This window comes from Mesorhizobium sp. STM 4661 (assembly GCF_000359125.1).
GTDB lineage: Bacteria > Pseudomonadota > Alphaproteobacteria > Rhizobiales > Rhizobiaceae > Mesorhizobium.
The window spans coordinates 12697-38981 of record NZ_CAAF010000079.1; the positions used below are offsets into that span (position 1 = coordinate 12697).

22 protein-coding genes and 1 pseudogene are annotated in these 26285 nt (G+C 63.0%); 13 read left to right on the forward strand and 10 right to left on the reverse strand.

From position 1 onward, the window contains the following. Nucleotides 1-89: 89 nt before the first annotated feature. The 3 genes from rpoD to MESS4_RS26885 form a co-directional block, all read right to left on the reverse strand. Nucleotides 90-2111, reverse strand: a complete 2022-nt coding sequence (gene rpoD, locus MESS4_RS26875) for an RNA polymerase sigma factor RpoD (protein ID WP_006338112.1) — start codon at nucleotides 2109-2111, stop codon at nucleotides 90-92. 418 nt (nucleotides 2112-2529) lie between these two features. Continuing rightward, nucleotides 2530-4464: a DNA primase gene (gene dnaG / locus MESS4_RS26880; RefSeq protein WP_006338113.1), complete on the reverse strand. Its 1935-nt coding sequence runs from the start codon at nucleotides 4462-4464 to the stop codon at nucleotides 2530-2532. Nucleotides 4465-4621: 157 nt separating this feature from the next. Continuing rightward, nucleotides 4622-4993: an RcnB family protein gene (locus tag MESS4_RS26885; protein WP_006338114.1), complete on the reverse strand. Its 372-nt coding sequence runs from the start codon at nucleotides 4991-4993 to the stop codon at nucleotides 4622-4624. Nucleotides 4994-5382: 389 nt separating this feature from the next. Here MESS4_RS26885 and MESS4_RS26895 point away from each other — a divergent pair, with 389 nt between their 5' ends. The 8 genes and pseudogenes from MESS4_RS26895 to MESS4_RS33815 all read left to right on the forward strand — a co-directional run bounded on the left by MESS4_RS26895 (nucleotide 5383) and on the right by MESS4_RS33815 (nucleotide 14809). Then, the gene (locus MESS4_RS26895) at nucleotides 5383-7047 is read left to right on the forward strand and encodes a Na/Pi cotransporter family protein (protein WP_006338116.1); all 1665 of its coding nucleotides are present in this window, start codon (nucleotides 5383-5385) and stop codon (nucleotides 7045-7047) included. A 94-nt stretch (nucleotides 7048-7141) separates the two neighbouring features. After that, a complete protein-coding gene (locus tag MESS4_RS26900; RefSeq protein ID WP_081609874.1) occupies nucleotides 7142-8326 on the forward strand; it encodes an MFS transporter in 1185 nt (394 codons plus the stop codon). 332 nt (nucleotides 8327-8658) lie between these two features. Continuing rightward, nucleotides 8659-9645: a BMP family protein gene (locus MESS4_RS26905; RefSeq protein ID WP_006338131.1), complete on the forward strand. Its 987-nt coding sequence runs from the start codon at nucleotides 8659-8661 to the stop codon at nucleotides 9643-9645. A gap of 120 nt (nucleotides 9646-9765) precedes the next feature. Then, a complete protein-coding gene (locus MESS4_RS26910) occupies nucleotides 9766-11106 on the forward strand; it encodes an amidase (protein ID WP_081609875.1) in 1341 nt (446 codons plus the stop codon). Beyond that, nucleotides 11103-12637, forward strand: a pseudogene (locus MESS4_RS26915) (ABC transporter ATP-binding protein). Before MESS4_RS26910 ends, MESS4_RS26915 begins: the two are co-directional and overlap by 4 nt. Further along, a complete protein-coding gene (locus MESS4_RS26920; protein ID WP_006338151.1) occupies nucleotides 12627-13676 on the forward strand; it encodes an ABC transporter permease in 1050 nt (349 codons plus the stop codon). The pseudogene MESS4_RS26915 and the gene MESS4_RS26920 overlap by 11 nt, the downstream one beginning before the upstream one ends. Next, nucleotides 13673-14617 (forward strand): ABC transporter permease, encoded by a 945-nt coding sequence (locus MESS4_RS26925; RefSeq protein ID WP_006338163.1) that lies wholly within the window; start codon nucleotides 13673-13675, stop codon nucleotides 14615-14617. Before MESS4_RS26920 ends, MESS4_RS26925 begins: the two co-directional genes overlap by 4 nt. A 24-nt stretch (nucleotides 14618-14641) precedes the next feature. Beyond that, entirely contained in the window at nucleotides 14642-14809 is a 168-nt protein-coding gene (locus tag MESS4_RS33815) for a hypothetical protein (protein ID WP_006338164.1), read from the forward strand. Between the two features lie 16 nt (nucleotides 14810-14825). On the opposite strand, the gene MESS4_RS26930 is transcribed toward MESS4_RS33815, so the two are convergent. Further along, on the reverse strand, nucleotides 14826-15719 hold the full coding sequence (locus MESS4_RS26930) for a LysR family transcriptional regulator (protein WP_006338165.1): 894 nt from the start codon (nucleotides 15717-15719) through the stop codon (nucleotides 14826-14828). Nucleotides 15720-15832: 113 nt separating this feature from the next. Between MESS4_RS26930 and MESS4_RS26935 the strand changes: the two genes are divergently transcribed. Further along, entirely contained in the window at nucleotides 15833-16687 is an 855-nt protein-coding gene (locus MESS4_RS26935; protein WP_006338166.1) for an SDR family oxidoreductase, read from the forward strand. Nucleotides 16688-16727: 40 nt separating this feature from the next. On the opposite strand, the gene MESS4_RS26940 is transcribed toward MESS4_RS26935, so the two are convergent. Together MESS4_RS26940 and MESS4_RS26945 are read right to left on the reverse strand one after the other, a co-directional pair. Then, entirely contained in the window at nucleotides 16728-17285 is a 558-nt protein-coding gene (locus MESS4_RS26940; protein ID WP_006338167.1) for a GNAT family N-acetyltransferase, read from the reverse strand. 56 nt (nucleotides 17286-17341) lie between these two features. Further along, on the reverse strand, nucleotides 17342-17791 hold the full coding sequence (locus tag MESS4_RS26945; protein ID WP_006338168.1) for a GatB/YqeY domain-containing protein: 450 nt from the start codon (nucleotides 17789-17791) through the stop codon (nucleotides 17342-17344). Between the two features lie 320 nt (nucleotides 17792-18111). On the opposite strand from MESS4_RS26945, the gene carA reads away from it, so the two are divergent. Further along, the gene (carA, locus tag MESS4_RS26950) at nucleotides 18112-19317 is read left to right on the forward strand and encodes a glutamine-hydrolyzing carbamoyl-phosphate synthase small subunit (RefSeq protein ID WP_006338169.1); all 1206 of its coding nucleotides are present in this window, start codon (nucleotides 18112-18114) and stop codon (nucleotides 19315-19317) included. Between the two features lie 63 nt (nucleotides 19318-19380). Here carA and MESS4_RS26955 read toward each other — a convergent pair whose 3' ends face one another. The 4 genes from MESS4_RS26955 to mntR all read right to left on the reverse strand — a co-directional run bounded on the left by MESS4_RS26955 (nucleotide 19381) and on the right by mntR (nucleotide 22925). Then, on the reverse strand, nucleotides 19381-20649 hold the full coding sequence (locus tag MESS4_RS26955) for a tetracycline resistance MFS efflux pump (protein ID WP_006338170.1): 1269 nt from the start codon (nucleotides 20647-20649) through the stop codon (nucleotides 19381-19383). 151 nt (nucleotides 20650-20800) lie between these two features. Further along, nucleotides 20801-21733, reverse strand: coding sequence for a neutral zinc metallopeptidase (locus MESS4_RS26960; protein ID WP_006338171.1), 933 nt, complete (start codon nucleotides 21731-21733; stop codon nucleotides 20801-20803). Between the two features lie 439 nt (nucleotides 21734-22172). Continuing rightward, nucleotides 22173-22361 (reverse strand): hypothetical protein, encoded by a 189-nt coding sequence (locus tag MESS4_RS26965; RefSeq protein ID WP_006338172.1) that lies wholly within the window; start codon nucleotides 22359-22361, stop codon nucleotides 22173-22175. Nucleotides 22362-22472: 111 nt separating this feature from the next. Beyond that, nucleotides 22473-22925: a manganese-binding transcriptional regulator MntR gene (gene mntR, locus MESS4_RS26970; protein ID WP_006338174.1), complete on the reverse strand. Its 453-nt coding sequence runs from the start codon at nucleotides 22923-22925 to the stop codon at nucleotides 22473-22475. 239 nt (nucleotides 22926-23164) lie between these two features. Here mntR and MESS4_RS26975 point away from each other — a divergent pair, with 239 nt between their 5' ends. From MESS4_RS26975 to MESS4_RS26985, 3 genes are all read left to right on the forward strand, one after another. Beyond that, complete coding sequence (locus tag MESS4_RS26975; RefSeq protein ID WP_006338185.1) at nucleotides 23165-24532, forward strand: Nramp family divalent metal transporter; 1368 nt, start codon at nucleotides 23165-23167, stop codon at nucleotides 24530-24532. Between the two features lie 59 nt (nucleotides 24533-24591). Further along, entirely contained in the window at nucleotides 24592-25422 is an 831-nt protein-coding gene (locus tag MESS4_RS26980) for a protein-L-isoaspartate O-methyltransferase (protein ID WP_036242282.1), read from the forward strand. A gap of 109 nt (nucleotides 25423-25531) precedes the next feature. Next, nucleotides 25532-26185 (forward strand): dihydrofolate reductase family protein, encoded by a 654-nt coding sequence (locus MESS4_RS26985; RefSeq protein WP_006338188.1) that lies wholly within the window; start codon nucleotides 25532-25534, stop codon nucleotides 26183-26185. The last annotated feature ends 100 nt before the right edge of the window (nucleotides 26186-26285 follow it).

Consider the following 26285-nt stretch of genomic DNA (forward strand, 5'->3'; position numbering starts at 1 on the left):
GGAACGACTAGGATTTCGGATTCGCCACACCGGCAACGAAAAAGGGCGCCAATGGCGCCCTTTGAACTGCTCATACCTTTTCGCAGTCATCAGCTGTCGAGGAAACTCCTGAGCTTTCGCGAGCGGCTCGGGTGCTTGAGCTTGCGCAGCGCCTTGGCTTCGATCTGACGGATACGCTCGCGGGTGACCGAGAACTGCTGGCCGACCTCTTCCAGCGTGTGGTCGGTGTTCATGCCGATGCCGAAGCGCATTCTGAGCACGCGCTCCTCGCGCGGCGTCAGCGAGGCCAGCACGCGCGTGGTGGTCTCGCGCAGATTGGCCTGGATCGCCGCGTCGATCGGCAAGATCGCCATCTTGTCCTCGATGAAATCGCCGAGATGCGAATCCTCCTCGTCGCCGACCGGCGTTTCGAGCGAGATCGGCTCCTTGGCGATCTTCAGCACCTTGCGCACTTTTTCCAGCGGCATGGCGAGCTTTTCCGCCAGTTCCTCCGGCGTCGGCTCGCGGCCGATCTCGTGCAGCATCTGGCGCGAGGTGCGCACGATCTTGTTGATCGTCTCGATCATGTGCACCGGGATGCGGATGGTGCGCGCCTGGTCGGCGATCGAGCGGGTGATCGCCTGCCGGATCCACCAGGTCGCGTAGGTCGAGAATTTGTAGCCGCGGCGGTATTCGAATTTGTCGACCGCTTTCATCAGGCCGATATTGCCTTCCTGGATCAGGTCGAGGAACTGCAGGCCGCGATTGGTGTATTTCTTGGCGATGGAGATGACGAGGCGCAAATTGGCCTCCACCATTTCCTTCTTGGCGATGGCGGCTTCGCGCTCGCCCTTCTGCACCTGGTTGACGATCTTGCGGAATTCCAGGATCGAGATCGCCGTTTCGGTGGCGAGGTTCTGGATTTCTGCGCGCAGGTCGCGGATCGCATCCTTCTCGTTCTTGGTGAATTCCTTCCAGCCGCGCGAGGTCAGATTGCCGATCGAGCGCGTCCAGTTCGGATCGAGTTCCGAGCCCTGATATTCCTTCAGGAACTCCTCGCGGCGCACGCCGTAGCTTTCGGCCAGCCTGAGCAGCTTGCCCTCGTTCTGCACCAGGCGCTTGTTGATGTCGTAAAGCTGCTCGACCAGCGCCTCGATGCGCGCCGTGTTCAAGGACAGCGACTTCACCGCCTTGATGAGCTGGTCCTTCAGTTCCTTCAGCCGGCGATCCTGGCTGGGCGATAAGGTGCCGGCGGCGGCCAGCCGGTTCTCGACCTGCTGGTCCTGCAGCTTGCGCAACTTCTTGTAGGTGTCGGCGATGACGTCGAGCGTCTCCATCACCTGCGGACGCAGTTCGGCTTCCATGGCCGCCAGCGACAGGCTGGCCTCGTCCTCGTCTTCCTCGTCGTCGTCAGTCAGGCCGCGCGTGTCGCTGCCGACATTGGTGATGTCTTCTTCCTCGTCGCGCGACCGGCGCGGCTTTTCCTCGACCTTGGCTTCCTCGATGCGCTCGACCACCGGCGCCTGCTTGGCTTCGGGCCCGGCATAGGTCGCCTCGAGGTCGATGATCTCGCGCAAAAGGATCTTGGATTCGTTGAGCTCGTCGCGCCAGATGATGATGGCCTGGAAGGTCAGCGGGCTTTCGCACAGGCCCGCGATCATCGTCTCGCGGCCGGCCTCGATGCGCTTGGCAATCGCGATCTCGCCCTCGCGCGACAAAAGCTCGACCGAGCCCATCTCGCGCAGATACATGCGGACCGGATCGTCGGTGCGGTCCGTCGGCTCTTTCTTGGTGGTCGTCGCGGCGACAGCCGTGCCGGTCTGCTCGGCCAGTTCGTTGGCGTCTTCCTCGGCGTCGGCAGCCGCGTCGGCGGCTTCGGGCTCCTCGCCCTGCTCTTCGTCCTCGACCACGTTGATGCCCATGTCGGAGAGCATGGCCATCGTGTCCTCGATCTGCTCGGAAGTCACTTCCTCCGAGGGCAGCACCGAATTCAGTTCGTCCATGGTGACGTAGCCGCGCTTCTTGGCGGCCTTGATCATCTTCTTGACAGCATCATCGGAAAGGTCGAGCAGGGGGCCATCAGTGGCGCCTTCACGTTCGGTCTCGACCTCTTCCTTTTCCTTTGTCGCCATTCTTCATCGTCTCCAAGCGGCTGAGTATCTAAGCCGCGTAAGCTGCCGGGCCGGTCAAATCGGATGCGCTCGCTTCAAACGCACTTCACCGGGCCAGTAACCGCATCAAGTTTTTGTTTTATGCATGCCGTTACCCCAAAACAGGTTTCCACTTTTGGGCCTCATGCATTAAGTCCAGATTAACCCTGATATCTGTGGCAGGCTGGCGGCCTGTCCAGTGACCAGTACCTCACATCGCTCAATTCCCGTCGACGCCGGGCACGGGTTAACGTTTCGAATCGTCCTGATTCCGCCATTCTGCAAGAAGGTCAAGCGCCTCTCGCATGATTCGCATGAAAAAAGCGAATCAATTACCCGACTTAGAGGCGTCGATTCGACGCGCCGCCCATTTCCACTTCATTCTTTGCGCAGGTTTTACCTATGCGCGTCCAGCCCTGCCCGAGGACACGCCGAACCCTTCGATCAGCGCTTCCCTTGCTTGTACATCGTTGAATTGCGCCTGAATCTCGAGCAGATGCCGGAAGTTTTCGTTCGAGGGATCCTGATCGAGCGCTGCCTGCGCCTGTTTCAGCTCTCTATGTAAGGTGCGCGCGCTGCGCTGCAAGTGCAGCGCCTGGTTGAAGGCATCGCGAGCATCGTCAAGTCCCGCGGTTTCCAGCGCCGGCCATTGCCGCGCGCGTTTGATCAGCGCCACCGCGCGTTCCCAGATGTTGCCGCAGCCGGCCCGCTCGATTGTCGCGATAACCGCATTGCGGTCGTCGGCCATGTCATGCGCCATCGCGTCGAGTATCGCCGCGTGCAGCCGCTTCAGATCGGTGTTGGCGAGATCGAGGAATTCGACATGGGCGAAATTCTCGTCGATCAGCGCCGGATGGTTGATCAGCGCCACGATGATCGTCGCTTCGCGCACCGACATCCCGTCACTGCCGCGCTTGACCAGTGCCGATTGGCCGAGGCTTTCGGTGATCGCGATGCGGCCGCCACCGCCCTTGGCGAACTGTCCGCCCGGCGCCGTCGCCTTGCCCTGGCCTGGTCGTCCATCCTGACGGCCTTGCCGAGGGCCGCGCTGTGCGCCGAAAAAGCTCAGCACCCGCTCGCGCATCTCCTGTTGGTAGTGATAGCGCAGGCTTTCGTCGCGGATACGGCCGGTCAGCTCGCGCAGCGTCTTTTCCAGTTCCGCCCGCCGCTCCGGCGTGTCGAAGACGCCACCTGCCGTCTCGCGCATCCACAACAGGTCGACCAGCGGCCGCGCTTCGGCAAGCACGGCACGGAACGCATCCGGCCCTTCGGCCTTGACCAGGTCGTCGGGATCCTTGCCTTCGGGCAAAAGCGCGAAGCGCGCCGAGCGGCCGGCTTGAACCGCCGGCAGCGCCATGTCGGCGGCCCGCCATGCCGCCTTCAGCCCGGCCTGGTCGCCGTCGAAACATAAGACCGGCTCGCCGGCCATGCGCCACAGAAGTTCAAGCTGATTTTCGGTGAGCGCGGTGCCAAGCGGCGCCACGACATTCTCGAAGCCGGCCTGCGCCAGCGCGATCACGTCCATATAGCCCTCGACGGCAATGACGGTGCCGCCCTTGGCCAATGCCTTGCGGGCGCGTGCGAAATTGTAGAGCACATTGCCCTTGTGGAAGAGCTCGGTTTCCGGCGAATTCATGTATTTGGCCAGCGCATCCGGCGCCAGCGCCCGCCCGCCGAAGGCGATGATCTTGCCCCTGGAATCGGGGATCGGAAACATGATGCGGTCGCGGAACCAGTCGTAGGAGACCGGAATGTCGTCGCCATGGCGCACCAGCCCGCAGGCCTCGATGTCGGCCTTGGGCACGCCTTTGGCGGCAAGATGCTCCTTCAGCGCATTGCGGCTGTCCGGCGCATAGCCGAGGCGGAACGACTGCTGCGTCGCCGGCGTCAGGCCGCGCTCTCGCAGATACGCCCGGGCTTTCGCACCCTCCGGCCCCTGCAGCCGATCCTGAAAGAACACGGTCGCCATCTCCATGACATCGGTCAGGCTGGCGCGCTCCTTCTCGCGCCGCTCCTCCTCGGCATCGCGCACCGGCATCGGCACGCCTGCCATGTCGGCGATCTTCTCGACCGCTTCGGGAAAGCTCATCCCGTCAAGTTCGGTGAGGAATTTGAAATGATCGCCCGAAACTGAGCAGCCGAAGCAATGATAGCGGCCCTTCTTGTCCTCGCAATGGAAGGATGGGCTCTTTTCGCCATGGAAGGGACAGCACGCCCAATAATCGCCGCGCGGCGCATTGGTCTTCTTCCTGTCCCACGCGACGCGCTGGCCGATGACCGATGAAATCGGCACGCGGTCGCGTATCTCGTCGAGGAAAGCGGGCGGAAAGCGCATGGGGAACGGCTCGTTTCCCCTCCATATAATCATGCCGGCGGAGCCCGACGACTCCTATTGCCGGCCGTACCCGCTTTTCACAGGGCAAAAGAACGGCGGCCGCGCAGGCCGCCGTTCTTTCATCGTCCCGGCGAACTGCCGGTCAAACGCTGCAATGTTATTGCGCGGCGATGGCGCCGAAGATGATGCCGGAGACAATGCTGACCAGCACGTAGTCGTTGCCGACGCGAATCCACTCCTGGCCACGGCCCGGGCGGTGCAGACCATAGCGGCCGTAGTCGCGGATCGGCTGGTGGCGCTTCCAGCTGGAATATTTCTGGCCGTTGCGCCAATGGTTCCGCTTCACGACGACCTTCTTCTTCACCACGACGCGCTTCCTCACGTCGACGTGCTTGCCGGGCTTCTTCCAGTCGACCTGGCTGTAGTTCGACTGCGGTGCGTTCGGCGCGTTGAGCGGTGCTGCCTGGCCGGTCAGGGACGTGGCGGCCAGCATCGAGAGGGCGACTGCGGAAAGAATGATGCGTTTCATCAGGGGTACTCCTTGGTTGTCGATGGCTGAGGAATAGAGCCTGAAGCATGAACCGAAACTGAATAGGCAGATTACGTTTTTGTAATGATTTCCTATATTTACAATACATAATTCAACACTCTCATCAAACTGGAACTGAATCTGTCGCCCGCACCCGACCGAGCAGGCCCGCGCAAGGCGGCCGGCAATGCAGCCATTTTGCCATCCATCCATTTCCGACACGCCCCGTCGCGCGCCAGCCGCTGCCCGAATTGGGCGAAATTTATTATCCGGCTAAAGTAATTCAGAGTATTATCGGCTTCCGCAATGTCCATGATTCGTGCCCTCTTCCGCCCCTTCGCCGCCACGGCACCCGCGCCGCGGACACCTGTCGAATTGCCGAGGCCGGCATGAGCGGCTCCGTCGTCCTCCTGCATCTTGCCGGCGCCGTGGCGCTCATGCTGTTCGCCACCCGCATGGTGAAGACCGGCGTCGAGCGCGCCTATGGCGATGTGCTGCGCCACAAGCTGCGCGCCACCATGCGCAATCCTTTCATGGCGGTCCTGGCCGGCTGCGGCCTGTCGGTCGCGCTGCAAAGCTCCACCGCCGTCACCTTGCTGGTCGGCTCCTTTGCCGGCGCCGGCATCGTCAGCGGCATGTCGGGCCAGCTTGCCGTGCGTGGCGCCGAGATCGGCTCGGCTTTGGTGGTCAAGCTGCTCACCTTTGATCTTACGCTGCTGGTGCCGGTCTGCCTTGTCGCCGGCACCGTCATGTTCATGGCCACGGAACGGCGCGACTGGCGCCAGTTCGGCCGTATCCTGGTCGGCGTCGGCCTGCTCGTCCTGTCGCTGGAAATGATCGGCCAGGCGTCGGAGCCGCTGCGCCAGAGCACTCTGATGCCGGTCATCGTCAATTATTTCTCCAGCGACCCGGTCACCGCCTACCTCTTGGCGGCTCTGGTCACCTGGCTGTTCCATTCCTCGATCGCCGCGGTCCTGCTCATGGTCACCCTTGCCGGCCGTGGCTTCATCCCGCCCGAACTCGGCATCGTGCTGGTGCTCGGCGTCAATCTCGGCTCGTCGATCATCGCGCCGCTGCTCACCCGCAATGCGGAGCCCGGCGTGCGCGTCGTGCCGATCGGCAATCTCCTGATGCGCGGCATGGGCTCGCTGGTCATGCTCGTCCTTTTCCTGTCGTTCAAGCCGCCGGTCGCCTTTCTTGGCGCCACCGTGCCCGACCAGATCGTCAACGCCCACATCCTGTTCAATGTGCTGATCCTGCTCGCCGGCCTGCCGCTGGCCGGCCTCGTCTACCGCGCCTCGGAGAAGATCGTCGCGCTCGGCACCAAGCCGGCGCCGCCCGAGTCGCTCGAAATCATCGAGCTGTCGGCGCTCAATGAAAGCGCCCTCGACACACCGGGCCAGGCGCTGGCCAACGCCACCCGCGAGGTGGTCCGGGTCTGCGAGACGGTAGAGATCATGCTGAACCGCATCATCGAGCTGTATGAGAGCGCCGACGCCGGCAAGATCAAGGCGCTGGCCGCGCTCGACGATCGCGTCGACAAAAAGCACGCGGCGATAAAGCTCTATCTGGCCAGGGTCACCAAGAACCCACTCTCCGAGGACGAGGCGCTGCGCTGCCAGGAACTGATCGGCGCCTGCGTCAAGCTCGAGCAGGTCGGCGACATCATCGTGCGCAACATGCTGGTGCATGTCAGGAAAAAGCTCGAGCGCGGGCTGGAATTCACGCCCGAGGGCTGGCGCGAGCTCTCCGCCTTCCATGCCTCGGTGCTGGCCAACGCGCGGCTCGCCTTCAACGTGCTGGTGTCGCGCGACGCCGAAACCGCTCGCCAACTCGTGCTCGAAAAGGACCGGCTGCGCGACCGCGAGAAGGAGACCAGCGCCAGCCATTTCGTGCGGCTGCGCGACGGCAGCGCCAAGAGCGTCGAGACCAGCTCGATCCATCTCGATACGATCCGCGACTTGAAGCAGATCAACTCGCTGCTCGCCTCGATGGCCTATCCCGTGCTCGAGGAACGCGGCCTGCTCGGCGGCTCGCGGCTCAAGGCGAGCTAATCAAGAAAACCTAAAGCGGGCTTCGACAATTTCTGGATTGCCCGCGGCTCTTATCCGTGATTTGAGGCCAACTCATTTCAGGATCGCTTTTCGCATCATGCTGCCCCTCTTCGCCCTGTTCTTTGCCGCCTTCGCTTTCGGCACCACCGAGTTCGTCATTGCCGGCGTGCTGCCGCAGGTGGCGCAAGGGCTTGGCGTTTCGGTTCCGACCGCCGGCTATCTCGTCTCCGGCTATGCCGGCGGTATCGCGGTCGGCGGCCCGTTGTTGGCTCTCGCCACCAACGGCATCTCCCGCAAGGCCTTGCTGCTCGGTCTCGCCATCGCCTTCACCATCGGCCAGGCTGCCTGCGCGCTAGCGCCCGACTTTTCATCCATGCTGCTTTTGCGCATTGCCGTGGCCGTGGCGCATGGCGCCTATTTCGGCGTCGCCATGGTGGTCGCGGTCGGCCTCGTTCCTAAGGACAAGCGCGGCATGGCTGTGGCGGTTATCCTGTCCGGCCTCACTGTCTCCAACGTCATCGGCGTGCCGGCCGGCACCGCGATCGGCAATCTCTGGGGCTGGCGTGCCACCTTCTGGGTCATGTGCGCGCTGGGCGTGGTGGCGACCTTGGCCATGCTGGCGCTTTTGCCGCGCACGACAGGTGCATCGAACCGACCGGCGGGGTTTGCCCGCGAGGTGCGCGTGCTGGCCCGCCAGCAAGTCTGGACCTCGCTGATCCTCATGCTGATGCTGATGATCGGCCAATTCACCCTGTTCACCTACATCACGCCGACATTGCTTGAAGTCACCGGCCTCGACGAGAGCCTGGTGCCCTGGGTGCTGCTGCTCAACGGCGTCGGCGCCACGCTCGGCGTCTTTCTCGGCGGCAAGCTTGCCGACTGGAAGCTGATGCCTTCGCTGATCACCATGCTTTTCCTGCAGGCGATGGTGCTGGCGGTGATCTATGCCGTCAGCCCCTATCCCGTGCCGATGATCGTTGCGATCGTCATCTGGGGTGGCCTCAACTTCGCCATCGGCACGCCGATCCAGACCCGCATCCTGGCCTGGACCGCTGACGCCTCCAACCTTGCTTCCTCGCTCATTCCCTCCGGCTTCAATGTCGGCATAGCGCTGGCCGCATCGCTCGGAGCCGCCATGCTCAATGGCGGTTATGGCTATCGCAGCCTGCCGGTTGTTGGCGCGATGGCCATGCTGGTCGCCGTTGCCGTCGCCTTTGCCTCCTACATTGCGGAAGAGCGCGGCAAGGCGACGCCGCCGGTCCCGGCCGCCGCCCAATAGGCGGTACCGACAGCATCACCTCCGCCAGCGCAGCAGGCGCATGGCGTTATCAGAACCACCGGCACGGTGGCGCGGGTATCGGCCATGATGGCCAGCCTCGCACCGAGCCTACGCGAAACTCAGATGGCCATCGTGTCCTGTCGAGCGACAGACGTCACCGTTTGACCTGAGTGGTTCATTTTTGCACAGCCGAGGACGCTTTGGCCATTCGCAAACAGACAAGGTTGGTGGTGGCGATGATGACGGGTGCGCGAAGAGCTTGACGTATCCGATTGACATCATCCAAAAATCCGATCAAATTTTTACCAACTGATAAAAAAGGGGAACTGACAATGACAAATCAGACCATAGTTTCGCGTCGAACCGTACTGGCGTCGGGGTTGGCGCTTGGCGCGGGCATCCTGGTACCGGCCGCACGAGCACAAGGGGTGCTCAAGGTTGCCGGCATTCACGCATCTCCCGTCGAAAATGCATGGAATGCGTGCCTTCACAAGGCGCTCAAGGACGCAGCCGCCGAAGGCGCCATCGACTATGTCTTTTCCGAAGGCGTGTCCGGGACAGACTACCCACGAGCCATGCGCGAATACGTCGAGCAGGGTTGCAAACTGATCGTCGGGGAATCCTATGCCGTCGAGCGCGAAGCCCGCCAGGTCGCGGCCGACTATCCCGACACGGCTTTCCTCATGGGATCCAGCGGCGAAGCTGCGGGCCAGAATTTCGGCGTCTTCGGTACCTGGAACCATGGCGGCGCCTATCTGGCGGGAATGCTGGCCGGCTCAATGACAAAATCGGGCATTGTCGGCTCCGTTGGCGCTATTCCAATCCCCGAGGTCAACATGCTGATCAACGCCTTTACGGCTGGCGTGAGGGAAGTTCGCCCGGATGCCAAGCGCCTCGTCTCCTTTATCGGCACGTTCTTCGATCCGCCGAAAGCGCGCGAAGCCGGCCTTGCCCAGATCGACGCTGGCGCCGACATCCTCTTTGGCGAACGTATCGGCACAGCCGATGCCGCCAAGGAGCGCGGCATAAAGTCGATCGGATCACTCATCGACTATACGCCGCGTTATCCCGGTACAGTTTTCGCCAACGCGATGTGGTATTTCAGACCGATTCTCGATGCGGCCATCGCCGACGTGAAGGCCGCGAAGCCGGCCGGTAACAGCTACACCCATTTCGGCCTGATGAAATATGGTGGCAGCGACATCGTTTACGTGAAAGGTGTCGCCTCGGCCGAAGCCGAGGCTGCGATGGAGGCCAAGCGTGCCGCCATCAAATCCGGGGCTTTCGAGGTTCCAATCATGATGGAGCAACCCACCTAAACGCTTGCGATCGCGTGGTTTGCGGCCGTGTTGAAATCCTCGAAGCAAGTGGAACCGCGTGACGATGCCACGGCGCTTGCGGAACTGATCGACTCCAGCGCGCTCTCCTGCACCGACGCTATGGCGGCGGCGGTGGCGGCAGCCATAGCGCATGCCGATACCGGAGCGATCTGTCGTCTTGACGCGGACAGCGGCATGGAGGCGGCAAGTGCCGCCGAACGGGAACGCCTGGCCGATCCCGCGCGGTTCGCCGGGCGGCCCTTTAGGGGCGTCCCAACCCTGGCTAAGGACCTCGGCGGGCCGTTTGCGGGTTTCGCGGTTCATGCGGGTTCTCGCGCCCTTGCTGGACGTGCGGACGGTTCCGCCGATTCCGAGTTTGCGAAGCGCTTTCGCGATGCCGGCCTTTGCCTTTTCGGCCTTACCACCAGCCCGGAATTCGGATTGTCGTTGACGAGCGAACCGCTACGCGGCCCGATTTGCCACAACCCTCTTGATCCGACGCGAACGGCTGGGGGCTCTTCCGGCGGCGCCGCCGCGGCCGTCGCTTCCGGCATCGTGTCGATAGCCCACGCCACGGACGCGGGTGGCTCGATCCGGGTTCCGGCGGCCTGCTGCGGCCTCGTGGGTCTAAAACCGACGCGTGGCGCCATGCCCGGCGGGCCGCTTTTCACCAATCATCTCGGTGGCATCGCCAGCGAGATGGCGGTATGCCGCTCGGTTCGCGATACGGCATTGATTTTCCAGGCCCTTCGCGGCAGCGCAAAAGGTCCCGGCGCCGATCCCGCTGTCGTGAACCATCGTGAAAGCAAGCTACGCATTGGCTTGCTGACCGACACCGGCGCCCTTCATCCTACCGATGATTTGCGATGCGAAGCCGTTCTTGCGGCTGGGTGCTTGCTGGAAGCAGGTGGACACGAGATCATACCGCTCGGCTGGGACGCTTTCGAAAAATGCACCGCCGCAAGCCAGAGTGCGTTCGGCAGTATCATTTCGGTGAACCTTACCAGCCTCGCCGACAGCGACATGGAGCGCGTAGAGCCGCTCACGCGCGCCTTTGCGGAGCGTGGCCGACGGATGACGGGTGCGCGGTTATGGGACGCGTTGAATGACGCCGTTCATGTCAGTCGCGATGTCTGGGCTCTCTTCGACGCTGTGGATATCATTTTGACGCCCATGCTTTCTTGCGCGCCGTTGGCGCTGGGTTCCTTTCCTGTCGACCATGCGGACACCGAATTGCATCTGGATCGAATGGCAGCTTTCGCGCCGACGGCGTCACTTGCCAATATATCAGGCTTCCCGGCGATCACCTTGCCCTTTGGCCGTGACCCAATGGGCTTACCCCTGCCGGTGCAGATGCTCGCTCCAATGGGGCAAGACAATCTGCTGCTCCACCTGGCCGCACATCTTGAAGCGGCAGGGCGCTGGCAGCACCGCTTTCCAGTTGCTGGGCTGGTGTCATGACCGAAACGCCGGTTCTCGAATTGTCCGGGATCAGCAAGCGCTTCGGCGACATCGTCGCCAACGAGAATATCTCCATCTCGCTCGCCAGGGGCGAAATCCTGGCGTTGCTGGGCGAAAACGGCGCCGGCAAGACGACATTGATGAGTATACTCTTTGGACACTACAGGGCCGATTCCGGTGGCGTCCTGATTGATGGGTGGAACTGCCTCCGGGCAAACCCCGGGCGGCGATCCGGGCCGGCATCGGCATGGTGCACCAGCATTTTTCGCTGGCGCCAAATCTGACGGTCCTCGACAACATCATGACCGGCACCGAAAAGCTATGGTCCTTCAAGTCGGAAACGGTCACGGCGCGGACAAAACTTCTCGGCATTGTTCAGCGTTTCGGCCTGGACGTCGATCCCGACGCTCGCCTGGGCGACCTGTCGGTTGGCGAACAGCAACGCGTGGAGATACTCAAGGCACTCTACAACGACGCGCGCATCCTGATCCTCGACGAGCCGACGGCAGTGCTGACAAACATCGAGGCCGAGCGTTTGTTTCGCACGCTGAAGGAAATGGCGAGGCAAGGGCTGTCGCTGATCTTTATTTCCCACAAGCTCGATGAGGTCATGGCCGCTGCCGACCGCATCGTTGTCCTGCGCGGTGGCAAGGTGGCGGCGGAACGCCTGGTGGGCCAGACCAGCAAGGCGGATCTGGCCGAACTGATGGTTGGCCACAGGGTAACGCGCCCGGTACGCGACCAGGCCGCGCCCGGTGCGGTTGTTTTCGAGGTGACGGGCGTGACCGTGCGCCAGGGTGGTGTCGACAGGCTAAAGGATGTCAGCTTCCATCTGTGCGCCGGCGAGACGCTCGGGATCATCGGGGTCTCGGGAAACGGCCAGACAACGCTCGCTCATCTTGTGTCTGGCCTTGCGAAGCCAAGCGACGGCGGCATGCTGCTATTCGGCGAGCCCGTAGCCAATCTCAGTGTGCGAGGCTTGATCGAATCCGGCGTTGGGCGAATTCCGGAGGACCGCAACAAAGAGGGCGCCATCGGCGAGATGTCGATCTGGGAAAACACGATACTGGAGCGCGTCTGGTCGCCTGCGTTCTCGAAGTACGGTCTGGTGAACCGCAAGGCCGGTATGGCTTTCGCGGAAAGGATCATCGCGGATTTTGACGTGCGTGGAGGCAAACCCGCCAGCCGCACCCGTCTTCTGTCTGGCGGCAACATGCAGAAGCTTATTCTCGGACGCAATCTGTCCGATCGGCCCCGCATCCTCATTGCCGCCCAACCCACGCGCGGGCTCGACGAAGGCGCGGTAGCGGCGGTGCATGCCCGCATACTGGAAGCGCGCAGGCAAGGGACGGCGGTGCTGCTGATCTCGGAAGATCTCGACGAGGTGATCGGCCTTGCCGATCGCATACAGGCCATCGTCAACGGCAGGCTGTCGCCGGCAATCGCGGCGGAAACGGCGGATCCACGCAGGCTCGGCCTGATGATGGCGGGCGAATGGCGCCAGACGGAAGGGGCAGTCAATGCGTCTTGAGCGGCGCAGCCACAGGCCACTGTTCCTCGTTCTCGTCTCGCCGCTGATCGCGATCGCGGCAGCGCTGGCAATCGCCGGGATTCTGATCGCTATGGCCGGCGCGCCAGTACTCGAGGCCTATTGGCGTATTGGCGTTGGTGCTTTCGGTTCACGCCTTGCCGCCACTGAAACACTGACGCGTGCTACGCCGCTCATCCTCACCGGTCTGGCGGCCGCGGTCGCCTTCCGGGCACGGCTCTGGAACATCGGCGCCGAAGGGCAATTCTACGTCGGCGCGATTACGGTCGCCGCCCTTGGCTCCGGTGCCCTCTCCAGCCTTCCGGGGGCAGTACTGATTCCCATCCTGTTTGCCGCCGGCGCCTTGGCCGGAATGGTGCTGATGCTGTTACCTTTGTGGCTGCGACTTCGCTTTTCCGTCGACGAGGTGGTGACCAGCCTGCTCTTGAACTTCGTGGCCGTATTGTTCGTGTCGCTGCTGATTGATGGCGTGCTCAAGGATCCTCTGGCTTTCGGCTGGCCACAGTCCCTGCCGGTTGGCGATCATGCATTGCTGCCCAAGCTGATTGCCCGGTCGCGCCTTCACATTGGCCTGGCCGTGGCCGTGGCTGCGGCAGTCATCATCCATCTCGTGCAATCGCGCACCGTATTCGGCATGCGCTCGCGTGCAGCCGGCCTCAGTCCCGCTGGCGCCGTCTTCGCGGGCGTGCCTTTTGGCCGCACGCTCGTGATGGTGGCCTGTCTTTCCGGAGGGTTGGCTGGGCTTTCGGGCGCCATAGAGGTGATGGGCGTCAAAGGGTACGTCACCACCGACCTTTCGCCAGGTTACGGCTACTCGGGCATCATCGTCGCAATGCTTGCCAATTTGCATCCTGTCGGGGTGATCGCTGCTACTGTTTTCACGGCGGCGATGTTCGTCGGCGCCGACGGCATGAGCCGGGCGCTCGGTATCCCGAGCTATATCGCCGACGTTACAGTGGCGCTATCGCTGCTGACGATGCTCATCGCTCTGTTCCTCACACAATACAGGATCCGCAGATGACGGCGCTGTTCGACACCCTGGCCTCAGCGGGGCTATGGGCCGCAACCCTGCGGATCGCAACGCCGCTGATCTTCGGAACGCTCGGCGCCGTCCTGTGCGAACGTTCGGGCGTGCTGAACCTCGGTATCGAGGGTATCATGACCTTCGGTGCAATGGTCGGCTGGCTGACAGTATTCAACGGCGGCGATCTATGGGCCGGAATGCTGGCGGCGGCCCTTGCAGGTGCTGCTTTCGGCCTGCTGCATGCGCTGTTGACGGTTACCTTGGGCCTGTCGCAGCATGTGACCGGCCTCGGGATCACGCTGTTCGCCTCCAGTCTCAGTTACTTCCTCTTCCGGCTAAACGTGCCGCTCGCCTCCTCGCCGCCGACCATCGAGCCGTTTCAGCCACTTTCCATACCGTTTTTGTCCGACCTTCCGTTTTTCGGGCAGGCCGTCTTCACCCAGACGGCGCCAACCTATCTGGCTATTCTGATGGCCGTCTTCATGACGTACGTCATCTTCCGTACACCGCTCGGACTTGCCATTCGCATGACCGGGGAAAATCCGCACGCAGCCGAAGCACAAGGCATCAACCCTGTCGGCATACGCTATGGCACGATCATGGTGGGCAGCGCGCTGATGGGAACGGGTGGCGCGTTTTTGACGCTTTCGGCCTTCAACAGCTTCTTTCCGACAATGGTGCAGGGGCGTGGCTGGATCTGTATCGCCTTGGTGGTGTTCGCTTCCTGGCGGCCGGGGCGAGCCTTGCTGGGCGCCCTGCTGTTCGCGTTTTTCGATGCATTCCAGCTCCGACTGCAAGCGGCTCTTGGCGGCATCATTCCCTACCAGATTTTTCTGATGATCCCGTATTTCCTGTCGATCGCGGCACTTGCCGTCATGGCGCGCCGCGCGCGGGTACCCCAGGCACTCATGCAGCCCTATCGCCGCGGCGAACGATAGGTCTTACTGGCCAAGGCCATACGCATGGCCGCCTCGCTCGGTTCCGCCATGCTCAATGCCGGCCATGGCTATCGCATCCTGCCCGTGGTGGGCGCGATGGCCATGCTGGTCGCCGTGGCGGTCGCGCTCGCCTCGCATGTTGCGGAATGGCGCAGCAAGGCCGCACCACCCCTGCCGGCCGCTGCCGAATAACGGAAATCTGTTTTGCTCAGCCTGTCTCTTTCAGCACATCGATGAAGGCGCGCAGCGCCGGCGGCACAAGGCGATGACCGGAATAGTAGAGAAAAAGGCCGGGAATGGGCGGACACCAATCTTCCAACACGCTGACGAGCGCTCCCCGCTCGATGTAGGATTGGGCCGACCTGTCGGAAATGTAAGCGATTCCCAGGCCACCGGCCGCTGCCTCGGCCATCAGTTCCAAATGATCGAGCGTTAGCATGCCCGGAACATCGATCGAGATCTCCTGGCCATGTTTCTCGAACTCCCAACGAAACGGCTTGCCGCTCGGCAGGCGGAATCGGATGCAACTGTGACCCTTCAGATCGTCCGGCACCCTCGGGACCTGGCGGGCGGCGAGATAGGCCGGCGACGCGACGGCAATGAAGCGCGTCTCGCCGCCGAAGCGTACCGCGACCATGTCCTGCGGCACGGCCTCGCCAAGCCGGATGCCCGCGTCGAAGCCTTCGGCGACAATATCGACCAGCCTGCCCTCGGTGACGATATCGAGCGAAACCCGTGGGAAGCGCGCAAGAAAAGCCGGCACCACGGATTTGAACAGCAGTCGGGCCGCGATCTCGCTGGAATTGATCCGTAGCGTACCTGCCGGAACGTTGCGGAAATTGTCTACCTCGGCAAGGGCCGCATCTATATCCCGCAGCAGCGGCTGCAGGCGCGAGACGAGCCGTTCTCCTGCCTCTGTCGGTGCCACGCTGCGCGTGGTGCGATGGAGCAGGCGCACGCCCATGTTCCGCTCCAGCGCCCGCATCATGTGGCTGAGCGTCGAGGGCGACAGGCCGAGATCATCCGCCGCCCTGCGAAAGCTGCGATGAGAGACAATTGCGGCAAGTGCGGTCAGTTCGCGAAGGCCGGGTCCATCATTCATGGGAAATCTTCACCAACTCATGCAAGATTGAACGGATAGTATCATGAATTGGAAGAAATATCTTGTGTGGAGGTAGCCGCGATCACGCGGCCTGGCGAACAAGGACTTCTCCGATGACCACGACCAAGACTTCCCCCGCGACCAGAACATGGTTCATCACTGGCACCTCCTCCGGCTTCGGCCGGCTGCTGACGGAAAAGCTTCTGGCCCGTGGCGACCGCGTGGCCGCGACCGTGCGCAAGTCTGAAGCGCTTGCCGACTTGAAGGCGGATCATGGCGACCGCCTTTGGATCGCTTCGCTTGACGTTACCGATTCCGAGGCCATGCGGCGGACGATCGACAAGGCTTTTCGTGATCTCGGCCGCATCGACGCCATTGTCAGCAATGCCGGCTACGGCCTGTTCGGCGCGGCGGAAGAACTGGGCGACGACCAGATCCGCCACCTGATCGATACCAACCTCATCGGCTCGATCCAACTCATCCGCGCCGTGCTCCCGTATCTGAGGAAACAGGGTGGCGGCCGGGTTCTGCAAATCTCCTCGGAAGGCGGACAGATGGCCTATTCCGGTTTCAGCCTCTATCACGCCACCAAATGGGGCATCGAAGGCTTTGTCGAATCCGTTCGGCAGGAGGTCGCGCCGTTTGGCATCGGCTTCACGATCGTCGAGCCCGGACCGACGCGGACAAACTTTGCGGCCGGCCTGGTCGGCGCCGAGCCTACGGACGCCTATGGGAACACGCCAGTCGGGGATTTGCGCCGGGCTTTTGCTGAAGGTTCCTTCGAGGTGAAGGGCGATGCGCCGAAGATGGTGGAAGCGATGATCGCGTCAGTCGAACAGAATACCGCCCCCCGGCGGTTGACCTTCGGCGCCGCCGCCTACGCCTCGATCAGCAGCGCGCTCCGGAGCAGGCTCACTGAACTCGAAGACCAGAGGGATGCTGCACTGTCGATGGATTTCGACGGCTGACGGACCGGCCCGGCAATGCGGACCCAATCCCATCGGAAGCCTACAACTCGATCCGAAAGCGCAGGCTTTCCGCGCCGCCATAGGCGGCGTCCTCGAAGAAGTGGCCGACGAGCTTGCCGCCATTGGCGAGGATCACCTTGTGCGACGCCGGATTATGCGGCTTGGCGGTGATCTCGACAAAGGGCAGACCCACCGCCCTCGCCTCGGCCAGCATCAGCCGCAGCGCCTCGGTCGCATAGCCGCGCCGGCGCTTCCACGGCACCACCGCGTAGCCGATATGGCCGAGCACATGCGGCGGCAACTCGGCGGTACCGTGCTGCCAGCGAAAGCCGATGGAGCCGGCGGCCTCTCCATCCCAGATCCAGCGCCGGAAGCCCGGCAGCCGCGGCACTGTCGTGCCGTCGGGCAAGCTGATCGGCGGCCCCTTCGCTTCAGGGTCGTCAAGGCCGGCCAGGAAGGCCACCGGATCCTCCTCGATGACCACGAGTTGCTCGCGCGTTGCTTCCTCGAGCCGCACATTGTCGGGCGACCAGCCGCGCTCCAGCGCGGCCTTGTAGGACGGAAGGTGCTCGAGCGTCGGTTTGACGATTTCGATCATGGCGACAGACTGTTCCGTGCCCGGTCACGCAACGGACCTGATGGACGGAAAACCCCCTACTGCAGCAAGCCCTTGACGATGCCGCTGGCCTTGCCGAAATCCATCTGGCCGGCATATTTCTGTTTCAGCGCGGCGATCACCTTGCCCATGTCCTTCTGGCTGGCCGCACCGGTGGCAGTGATCGCCTCGCGCGCAGCGGCTGCTATGGCAGCGTCATCCAGTTGCGTTGGCAGGAAGCCGCGGATGATTTCCATCTCGCCGCGCTCCTGCGCGGCCAGTTCCGGCCGCTTGCCGTCCTCGAAGGCCTTGGCCGACTCCTCACGCTGCTTCACCATCTTGGCCAGGATCTGCAGGATCTCCTCGTCGCTGGCCGGCTCCTTGCCGGCGCCGCGATTGGCGATGTCGCGGTCGTGGATGGCGGCCTGGATCAGCCGCAGCGTCGGCAGCCGGTGCTTGTCTTGCGCCTTCATCGCGCTCTTCAGGGATTCGGCTATTTTTGCGCGCATCGTGCTTTCTCCTTCGAACGCGGCGGAACATAGCCTCGCCGAAAGCACAAGGCAAATTTCGCTCGGACGCACAAATCACTGATATTGTTGGACGAAATAAATCGGCGCCGGTCACTGGCTGTATCATTGACCGTTCTGGCGCCTTCCCCTATGTACTCGGCCTTGCATAAGACAATGAGTTCATGCTGTCCAAAAGTGCATGGCGGTTTTGGGACAACGACATGAACGAGACAAAGAATTGAGGCGAGCAGGCTCGAGAAATCGCTGCCGCGCTGTTTGCTGCGCAGCACGATCCGCACGCAGCCTTTAGGAGTGCCGCCATGGCAATGACGACCGCCCCTTGGGCCACCGAAAAACCCACCGCCCTCTTGGTGCTGGCCGATGGCACCGTCATCGAGGGCCGCGGCCTGGGCGCCACCGGCTCTGCCGTCGCCGAAGTCTGCTTCAACACGGCGCTGACAGGCTACCAGGAGATCCTTACCGACCCGTCCTATGCCGGCCAGATCGTCACCTTCACCTTCCCGCATATCGGCAATATCGGCACCAATGACGAGGACATCGAGGACCTCAACCCTGCCGCCCGCGCCGGCGCCGTCGGCGCTGTCTTCAAGGCCGACGTCACCAACCCCTCCAGCTATCGCGCAGCAGCCGGTCTCGACCAGTGGCTGAAGAAACGCGGCATCGTGGCGCTGTCGGGCATCGATACCCGCGCGCTCACCGCGCTGATCCGTGAAAAGGGCATGCCCAATGCCGTCATCGCGCATGCGCCCGACGGCGTTTTCGACCTCGACGATCTGAAGCGCCGCGCCGCTGCATGGTCCGGCCTGGTCGGGCTCGATCTCGCCAAGGAAGTCACCTCGGGCCAGTCCTCGGTCTGGCGCGAGACGCCCTGGGTCTGGAACGAGGGTTTTGGCGAACAGGCCGAGCCGTCGATGCATGTCGTCGCCATCGACTACGGCGTCAAGCGCAACATCCTGCGCCTGCTTGCCGGTCTCGGCGCCAAGGTCACCGTCGTGCCGGCCAAGACCGGCGCCGACGAGATCCTCGCCATGCAGCCCGACGGCATCTTTCTCTCGAACGGCCCCGGCGATCCCGAAGCCACCGGCGACTATGCCGTGCCGGTTATCCAGGATCTGTTGAAGACCGACATCCCGGTGTTCGGCATCTGCCTCGGCCACCAGATGCTGGCACTGGCACTGGGCGGCAGCACCCAGAAGATGCATCAGGGCCATCACGGCGCCAACCATCCGGTCAAGGACCACACGACAGGCAAGGTCGAGATCGTCTCGATGAACCACGGCTTTGCCGTCGATGCCGACTCGCTGCCCGAGGGCGTCGAGGAAACCCATGTCTCGCTGTTCGACGGCTCGAACTGCGGCATCGCGCTGACCGGCCGTCCGGTGTTTTCGGTTCAGCACCATCCCGAGGCTTCGCCCGGGCCACAGGATTCGCACTATCTGTTCCGCCGCTTCGTCAATCTCATCCGCGAGAAACGCGGCGAGGAATTGCTGGCGGAGCGCGCTTAGCGGCAGACCAGCCAAGCAGTGGAAGGACCGAAGCCAGCTTCGGTTTTCCGCGCGTCGCGCCGTTCAAGCCGTGTCAGTCACCGCTTCCTGCGCATGCATGCGCTCGGCTTCCTTCGGCGTCGGCTTGGCTACTTTCGTGACGAAGACGATGAGCGCCAGCGTCAGGAAAATCGCGCCGAGCAGATAGGGAGCGCCGCCGAAGGTCACGGGCGCGTTCGGCCCCGTGAACCAGGAAAAGATCGCCGTATAAAGCAGCGGCGTGATGATCGAGGTGATCGAGAAGATCGACGTCATCGCGCCCTGGAGTTCGCCTTGCGCCGAAGGCGGCACCTTGGCGGCGGCGAGGCTCCTGAGCGGCGGATCGGCCAACGCTTCGAGACAGCCGACGACGATCACCGCATAGATCATCCAGCCCTGCCAGGCGAAGGCGTAACCAAAGGCGCTGAGTGCCGTAAACGCAAGACCGATTACCGCCGTCTTCCACTCGCCAAGCCTGGGGATCACGCGCGGCAGGACCGTCGCCATGACGATCGCTCCGCACAGGCCGAAGGCGCCGAGCGAGAAGCCGATCTGCTGTTCGCTCCAGCCATAGCGGTAACTGGAGACGAACGACCAGACCGCCGGATACATCATGTGCCCAAGCGTCATCAGGAAGAAGACAAGACCGATCCAGCCGATGCCTTCATAATTGCGCATCTGGATGAGCGTGCCGACCGGGTTCGCGCGTTTCCACTCAAAGCGGCGACGGTGCTTGTCATCAAGCGTTTCCGGCAGGAAAAATAGCGCAATCAGAAAGTTCACGAAAGCAAGCCCGGCGGCGAAATAGAACGGCACGCGCGGCCCGAACGTGCCGAGCAGCCCGCCCAGGACCGGCCCGATGACGAAGCCCACACCGAAGGCGATGCCGAGCAGGCCGAAGTTCTTCGCCCGGTTCTCGTCGGTCGAGATGTCGGCGATGAATGCGGATGTCGTGGAATAGCTGGCGCCGGAAATGCCGGCCAGCACACGCCCGATGAACAGCATCGGGTAGGACCAGGCGATGGCGCAGATCAGATTGTCGATGGAGAAGGTGAGCACGGAGGCGAGCAGGATCGGCCGCCGTCCGAACCGATCGCTCAACCCGCCCATGATGGGCGCGAAAACGAACTGCATCGCCGCATAGGCGAATAACAGCCAGCCGCCTTCGATGGCCGCCTCGCTGATGCCGACGCCGGTCAATTCCCTGAGATAGGCCGGCAGCACCGGCATGAGCATGCCGAAGCCGATGATGTCGAGCAGCAGCGTGGTGAAAACGAGCGCAAGGCCCCGCCTGGCGGTCTTGGGGTCGATCATGACGGTAACTCCTCGACCGCCCGGGGCGAAGGCGGAGGCACCTTATAGGCGAGCGCATGGCTGAGAACAATAAGGGAACGGGCAGGATGTCTCCATCCTGACATCCCCTGACGGCAATACTGCCGTCAGATCAGCGAGAAAAGCCGGCGCTTCAGATCGGATTGTTGAACGTGTCGCAATCCGAGAGCTTGCCGCTCTTATAGCCGCGCACCAGCCAGGTCTGCCGCTGTTGCGAGGTGCCATGGTTGAAGCTTTCCGGCACAACGTAGCCCTGCATCTTCTTCTGCATCGTATCGTCGCCGATCTGCTTGGCGGCGTTCAGCGCCTCTTCCATGTCGCCCTGTTCCAGAATGCCCTTCTGCGCGGTGAAATGCGCCCAGACACCGGCGAAGCAGTCGGCCTGAAGCTCGACCCGCACGGACATCTGGTTGGATTCGGCTTCGCCCATCTGCTGGCGCATCTGGTTGAACTTGGGCAGGACGCCGGTGAGGTTCTGCACATGATGGCCGACCTCGTGCGCGATCACATAGGCCTGGGCGAAATCGCCCGAAGCGCCGAATTGCTGGTCGAGCTGCTGGAAGAAGGTGGTGTCGAGATACGCCTTGCGGTCGCCGGGGCAGTAGAACGGACCGGCGGCCGAAGAGGCGAAGCCGCAAGCCGAGCGGATCTGCCCGCTGAACAGGACCAGCTTCGGATTCTCGTAGGTCAGGCCCTCGGACTGGAAAATGCCGGTCCAGGTGTCCTCGGTCTCGGCCAGCACCGTCGAGACGAACTGCTTCATCTCGTCGGAGGCAGGCGCGCCGGTGCCGCCATCCTGGCTGCCGCTGTTGTCGGTGATCTGGCCGCCGCCGCCCGGCATCAAGCCACCGCCACCGTTCAGAATCTGCAAGGGGTTGATGCCGAAGACACCCCAGGCAATCAGGGCAATCACGCCCAGGATGATTATGCTCGACAGCGACATGCGGCCGCCACTGCTGCCGCCGATCGGGATGCGGAACTGACCGGGACTGCCGCCGCCGAGTCCACCGCCCTGGCCGCGTTGATCCTCGACATTGTCACTCTGACGACGGCCCTTCCAGAGCATGGCAACCCCCCGCGACGCAAATTTCCGGTTGATCGGGCTCAAGTCTCGGTCCGATCGGACCCGACAACAATTATCTCAACGGCCGCGCCAAGTCACAGCATTTTTCACGACTGAACGTTGGTGACGCGGCGCCTTCGCGGCTATGGCCTGGATGGAACCAGGCCATAGCCGCGAAGGGACAAAGAATGTGGGGAGCATTTGCGGACGATTGGCCTAATCCTGCTGCCGCTGGAGGCACTGATTTGTCTAGGCCTCGAACCGACGGGCGCCGTCACCCTCGATTTCAGTGTTGCCGTTACGGGTTCGGAGACGTTGCAGGGCGCTTGAACGCGGCGGCCTTCCGATCAGTCACCTGCTGGGTGCAGGACACTCAGGAGTGAGCCGCATCGTCGCGGGCAAATTGAAAGGCCCGGCTGATCTTTCTGGGTCTGGCCTTGGTTCAGCCCTTCTGCTTGGCGCCGGCGCTCTTGCCGTCGGAGCTTTTGGAGCGCTCCTCGAAACGAGCGGCACCTTTTTCCAGCGGGTGGCCGGTTTCTGCTTCCGTCTTGCGTTCGTCCTTCGCGGCAGCCTGCCTCAATCCCTTGGCCGCCTGCTTGCCCTTCGCGGTCGGTGCCTGTTCAACGCCCATGATCTCTCCTCCTCGCCTCGCGACAATCGCGTGGCACGATATCAAACGCATCGGCGACGCAGCGGTTCCGGCGGATCACCCGGCATGGAATGGTCTGGACGAAATCCGGTATCAGCGGGCCGCGATCATCGCCTTGCGGAAGGCTTCAAGCGTCTCGGCGCTGACATGGTGCTCGATGCCCTCGGCGTCGATGCGCGCCGTCTCGGCGCTGACGCCGAGCGAGCGCAGGAAGGCTTCCACCGTCTGATGGCGAATGCGGCTCTCTTCCGCAACCTTGCGGCCGGCCTCCGTCAGGAACACGCCACGGTAAGGCTTCCTCGAAACCAGCCCATCGGCGCACAGCCGCGTCAGCATCTTGGCCACGGTCGGCTGGGCGACGCCGAGCCGCGCCGCGATGTCGACCTGCCGCGCCTCGTTGCCATCCTCGATCAGGTCGGCGATGAGCTCGACATAGTCCTCGACCAGCGCGCTGCGGCGCGCTTCGCGCGTCTGCCGGAAACCCTCCGAATGGATTTCAGCGTCGGGCAGCGGTTCGCGCAGGACCGGTTTTTTCTTCAGCGCCAATATGCGCTCCTCCTCGACTGTCGGCGGATGAGCCGGCGTGCATATTCATAGCACGGGCTTCCATCGTTCTGGCCGTTTATTTGCATTCCAAGGCAGGAGCAACCGGCGTTTGGGGTTATCCAACTGGGCATTGACCGGGCACATCACAAAAGCATGATCAATGAAATATAGCATATTGCATAATGTTGAGCCACGACATAGATGGGAAGCGCAACCCTCCATTCAAGCGGAAAGCCTCCATGTCAGACGCCGAAGCCACATCAGCGCCCCGATCCATGTGGCGGTTCGCCCGGCCGGAAGAAGACGAGCAGCCCAGCCTGCGCGAGGTCAACGCCTCGATCGCGGTGCCCCAGACCGGCACCTGGTTTCGCCGCCTATTCGCGTTCATGGGACCGGGCTACATGGTTTCGGTCGGCTATATGGATCCTGGCAACTGGGCGACCGACCTCGCCGGCGGCGCCCAGTTCGGCTACACGCTGCTCTTCATCATCATGCTGTCAAACCTGATGGCGATCCTGCTGCAGGCGCTCGCCGCCAGGCTCGGCATCGCCACCGGCCGCGATCTCGCCCAAGCCTGCCGCGCCTATTATCCGCGACCGGTCAATTTCATGCTGTGGATCGCCTGCGAGCTGGCCATCATCGCTTGCGACCTGGCCGAAGTCATCGGCACGGCGATTGCGTTACAACTCCTGTTCGGCATTCCGCTGATCGGCGGCGCCGTCTTGACCGCCCTCGACGCATTCCTCGTGCTGCTGCTGATGAACAGGGGCTTCCGCTACCTCGAGGCTTTCATCGTGGCGCTCCTGATCATCATCTTCGGCTGTTTCGCCATCCAGATCTTTGCCGCCGCTCCTCCGGTAGGCTCGATCCTGCATTCGATGTTCGTGCCGTCGTCCGAAATCGTCACCAATCCGGCAATGCTCTACATCGCCATCAGCATCATCGGCGCCACCGTGATGCCGCATAATCTCTACCTGCATTCCTCGATCGTGCAGACCCGCGCCTATGAGCGCACCGAGGCCGGCAAGCGCGATGCCATCAAATGGGCAACGGCGGATTCGACCATCGCCCTCATCCTGGCGCTGTTCGTCAACGCCTCCATCCTGATCGTGTCGGCCGTGGCCTTCCATGGCACCGGCCATCAGGACGTCGCCGAGATCGGCCAGGCCTTCGAGCTTCTGTCGCCGCTGCTTGGCCTCGGCATCGCCTCGATCCTGTTTGCCGTGGCGCTGCTTGCCTCCGGCCTGAACTCGACGGTAACGGCGACGCTCGCCGGGCAGATCGTCATGGAGGGTTTTCTTCGCTTGCGCATCCCGCAATGGGCGCGCCGCCTGTTGACGCGCGGCATCGCCATCATTCCGGTGGTGGTCGTCACCGCGCTCTATGGCGAAAAAGGGACGGGACAGCTCCTCGTCTTCAGCCAGGTGATCCTGTCGATGCAGCTCCCCTTCGCGGTGATTCCGCTGGTGCTGTTCGTGTCGGACAAGAAGAAGATGGGCACGTTCGCCATTCCGCGCGCCGTCGCCGCACTTGCCTGGGTGGTTGCCGCCGTCATCCTGGTCCTCAACTTCAGGCTGCTTTACGACGCCATCGCCGGCATTGGGTGAGAGTTCTCTCAGCCAGGACGGCCGCGACAAATCGGCATTCCGCGCTATCTTGCCAGGCCATGACGCAGATTGCCGAAGCTCGAAAATTCTACGCGCGGCTGCTGGCCGCCCATGCCGGCTCGGCCGATCCTCGCCTCGAGGCGGTTTTCACTGAGGTGCCGCGCGAAGCCTTTCTCGGCCCCGGACCATGGACGGTCATCGCCGGCAACGCCACGTTCGAAACACCGAGCGCCGATCCGGTCCATATCTACCAGAATGTGCTGGTGGCGCTCGACGCCGCCAAGGGCATCAACAATGGCGAACCGTTCCTGCACGCCATGTGGATCGGCAAGGTGGCGCCAAAGCCCGGCGAGGCCGTCACCCATGTCGGCGCCGGCACCGGCTACTACACCGCGCTCCTGGCACGGCTGGTTTCGCCCGGCACCGTTACCGCCTTCGAGCTGGAGGCCTATCTTGCCGACCGTGCGCGGCAAAATCTCGAACCCTATGGCAATGTGACCGTCATCCATGGCGACGCGGTGACCGGCGGCCTGCCGCCGTCGGATATCATCTATGTCAATGCCGGCGTCGTGGCGCCGCCGGCCGACTGGCTGAAGGCGCTGAGGCCCGGCGGCCGCATGATCTTTCCCTGGCGCCCGGCCGAGCGCGTCGGCCTGGCGGTGATGGTGACCCGCACGGAAAGAGGCTTTGCCTGCGACCCGTTCATGCGGTCATGGTTCATCCCTTGCGTCGGCGCCTCGCTCGCAGGCGCCATGGCGAAAATCCCCGACCGCGACAACGCCGCGCGCAGCCGCTCGATCTGGCTGACGGCCGACAAGGCGCCGGACCGCACCGCCATCGCCGTCATCGGCGACGTCTGGTTCTCGTCGCGGAGCCTTCGGTCTTCGTGAGGCTGGAATGCCAGAAATTTTCCGGCCCCTGTCGGACCAGCGCCTGCTCGCCCGTCCTTTGACCGCAATCCGGCCCTGACGGCATGGATGACAAAAAGGAGAACATCCTATGAGGAAGATCATCGCCGCGACATTCGTCAGCCTCGATGGCGTCATGCAGGCGCCCGGCGGACCGGAGGAAGACCCGGTCGGCGGTTTTGAATTCGGCGGCTGGACGTTCCATTACTGGGACGATGTGATGGGCGCCGCGATGGACGAGACGTTCTCGAAACCCTTCGCGCTGCTTCTCGGCCGCAGGACCTATGACATCTTCGCCGCCTACTGGCCGTATCAGAAGAGCGGTCTGATCGCCGACAGTTTCAACGCCGTCACCAAATATGTGGCGACGCACAGGCCGGACTCGCTCACCTGGCGGAACAGCCAGTCGCTTGGCGATGATGTCGTGGCCACGCTGCGCCAGCTCAAACAGGAAGATGGCCCGGACCTGCTGATCCAGGGATCGAGCGAGCTGATCCAGACCTTGCTCGCCAACGGCCTGATCGACGAGATCAGCCTGCTGATCTTCCCGCTGGTGCTGGGCAAGGGTAAGCGGCTGTTCGGCGATGACGCGCTGCCCGCCGCCTTCAAGCTGACCAAGTCGCAGGCATCGAGCACCGGCGTCATCATGGCGAGCTATGAGCGCGGCGGCGAAATCAAGACCGGGTCATTCGCGACGGAAGAGCCTTCCGAAGCCGAGATGAAGCGGCGCAAGAACTGGAAGTAGCAGAACTTGGGCTTTCCTCTCCCCCAGAATGTGGGGGAGAGGTGGCTCGGCGAAGCCGAGACGGAGAGGGGGACTGGCGCAACGCATTCGCCCTACGAAG

Bases quoted from the DNA above. Each gene is read 5' to 3' on its own strand.
- rpoD (WP_006338112.1), bottom strand. From the start codon at position 2,111: ATGGCGACAAAGGAAAAGGAAGAGGTCGAGACCGAACGTGAAGGCGCC.
- dnaG (WP_006338113.1), bottom strand. From the start codon at position 4,464: ATGCGCTTTCCGCCCGCTTTCCTCGACGAGATACGCGACCGCGTGCCG.
- MESS4_RS26885 (WP_006338114.1), bottom strand. From the start codon at position 4,993: ATGAAACGCATCATTCTTTCCGCAGTCGCCCTCTCGATGCTGGCCGCC.
- MESS4_RS26895 (WP_006338116.1), top strand. From the start codon at position 5,383: ATGAGCGGCTCCGTCGTCCTCCTGCATCTTGCCGGCGCCGTGGCGCTC.
- MESS4_RS26905 (WP_006338131.1), top strand. From the start codon at position 8,659: ATGACAAATCAGACCATAGTTTCGCGTCGAACCGTACTGGCGTCGGGG.
- MESS4_RS26910 (WP_081609875.1), top strand. From the start codon at position 9,766: ATGGCGGCGGCGGTGGCGGCAGCCATAGCGCATGCCGATACCGGAGCG.
- MESS4_RS26920 (WP_006338151.1), top strand. From the start codon at position 12,627: ATGCGTCTTGAGCGGCGCAGCCACAGGCCACTGTTCCTCGTTCTCGTC.
- MESS4_RS26925 (WP_006338163.1), top strand. From the start codon at position 13,673: ATGACGGCGCTGTTCGACACCCTGGCCTCAGCGGGGCTATGGGCCGCA.
- MESS4_RS33815 (WP_006338164.1), top strand. From the start codon at position 14,642: ATGGCCGCCTCGCTCGGTTCCGCCATGCTCAATGCCGGCCATGGCTAT.
- MESS4_RS26930 (WP_006338165.1), bottom strand. From the start codon at position 15,719: ATGAATGATGGACCCGGCCTTCGCGAACTGACCGCACTTGCCGCAATT.
- MESS4_RS26935 (WP_006338166.1), top strand. From the start codon at position 15,833: ATGACCACGACCAAGACTTCCCCCGCGACCAGAACATGGTTCATCACT.
- MESS4_RS26940 (WP_006338167.1), bottom strand. From the start codon at position 17,285: ATGATCGAAATCGTCAAACCGACGCTCGAGCACCTTCCGTCCTACAAG.
- MESS4_RS26945 (WP_006338168.1), bottom strand. From the start codon at position 17,791: ATGCGCGCAAAAATAGCCGAATCCCTGAAGAGCGCGATGAAGGCGCAA.
- carA (WP_006338169.1), top strand. From the start codon at position 18,112: ATGGCAATGACGACCGCCCCTTGGGCCACCGAAAAACCCACCGCCCTC.
- MESS4_RS26955 (WP_006338170.1), bottom strand. From the start codon at position 20,649: ATGATCGACCCCAAGACCGCCAGGCGGGGCCTTGCGCTCGTTTTCACC.
- MESS4_RS26960 (WP_006338171.1), bottom strand. From the start codon at position 21,733: ATGCTCTGGAAGGGCCGTCGTCAGAGTGACAATGTCGAGGATCAACGC.
- MESS4_RS26965 (WP_006338172.1), bottom strand. From the start codon at position 22,361: ATGGGCGTTGAACAGGCACCGACCGCGAAGGGCAAGCAGGCGGCCAAG.
- MESS4_RS26975 (WP_006338185.1), top strand. From the start codon at position 23,165: ATGTCAGACGCCGAAGCCACATCAGCGCCCCGATCCATGTGGCGGTTC.
- MESS4_RS26980 (WP_036242282.1), top strand. From the start codon at position 24,592: ATGACGCAGATTGCCGAAGCTCGAAAATTCTACGCGCGGCTGCTGGCC.
- MESS4_RS26985 (WP_006338188.1), top strand. From the start codon at position 25,532: ATGAGGAAGATCATCGCCGCGACATTCGTCAGCCTCGATGGCGTCATG.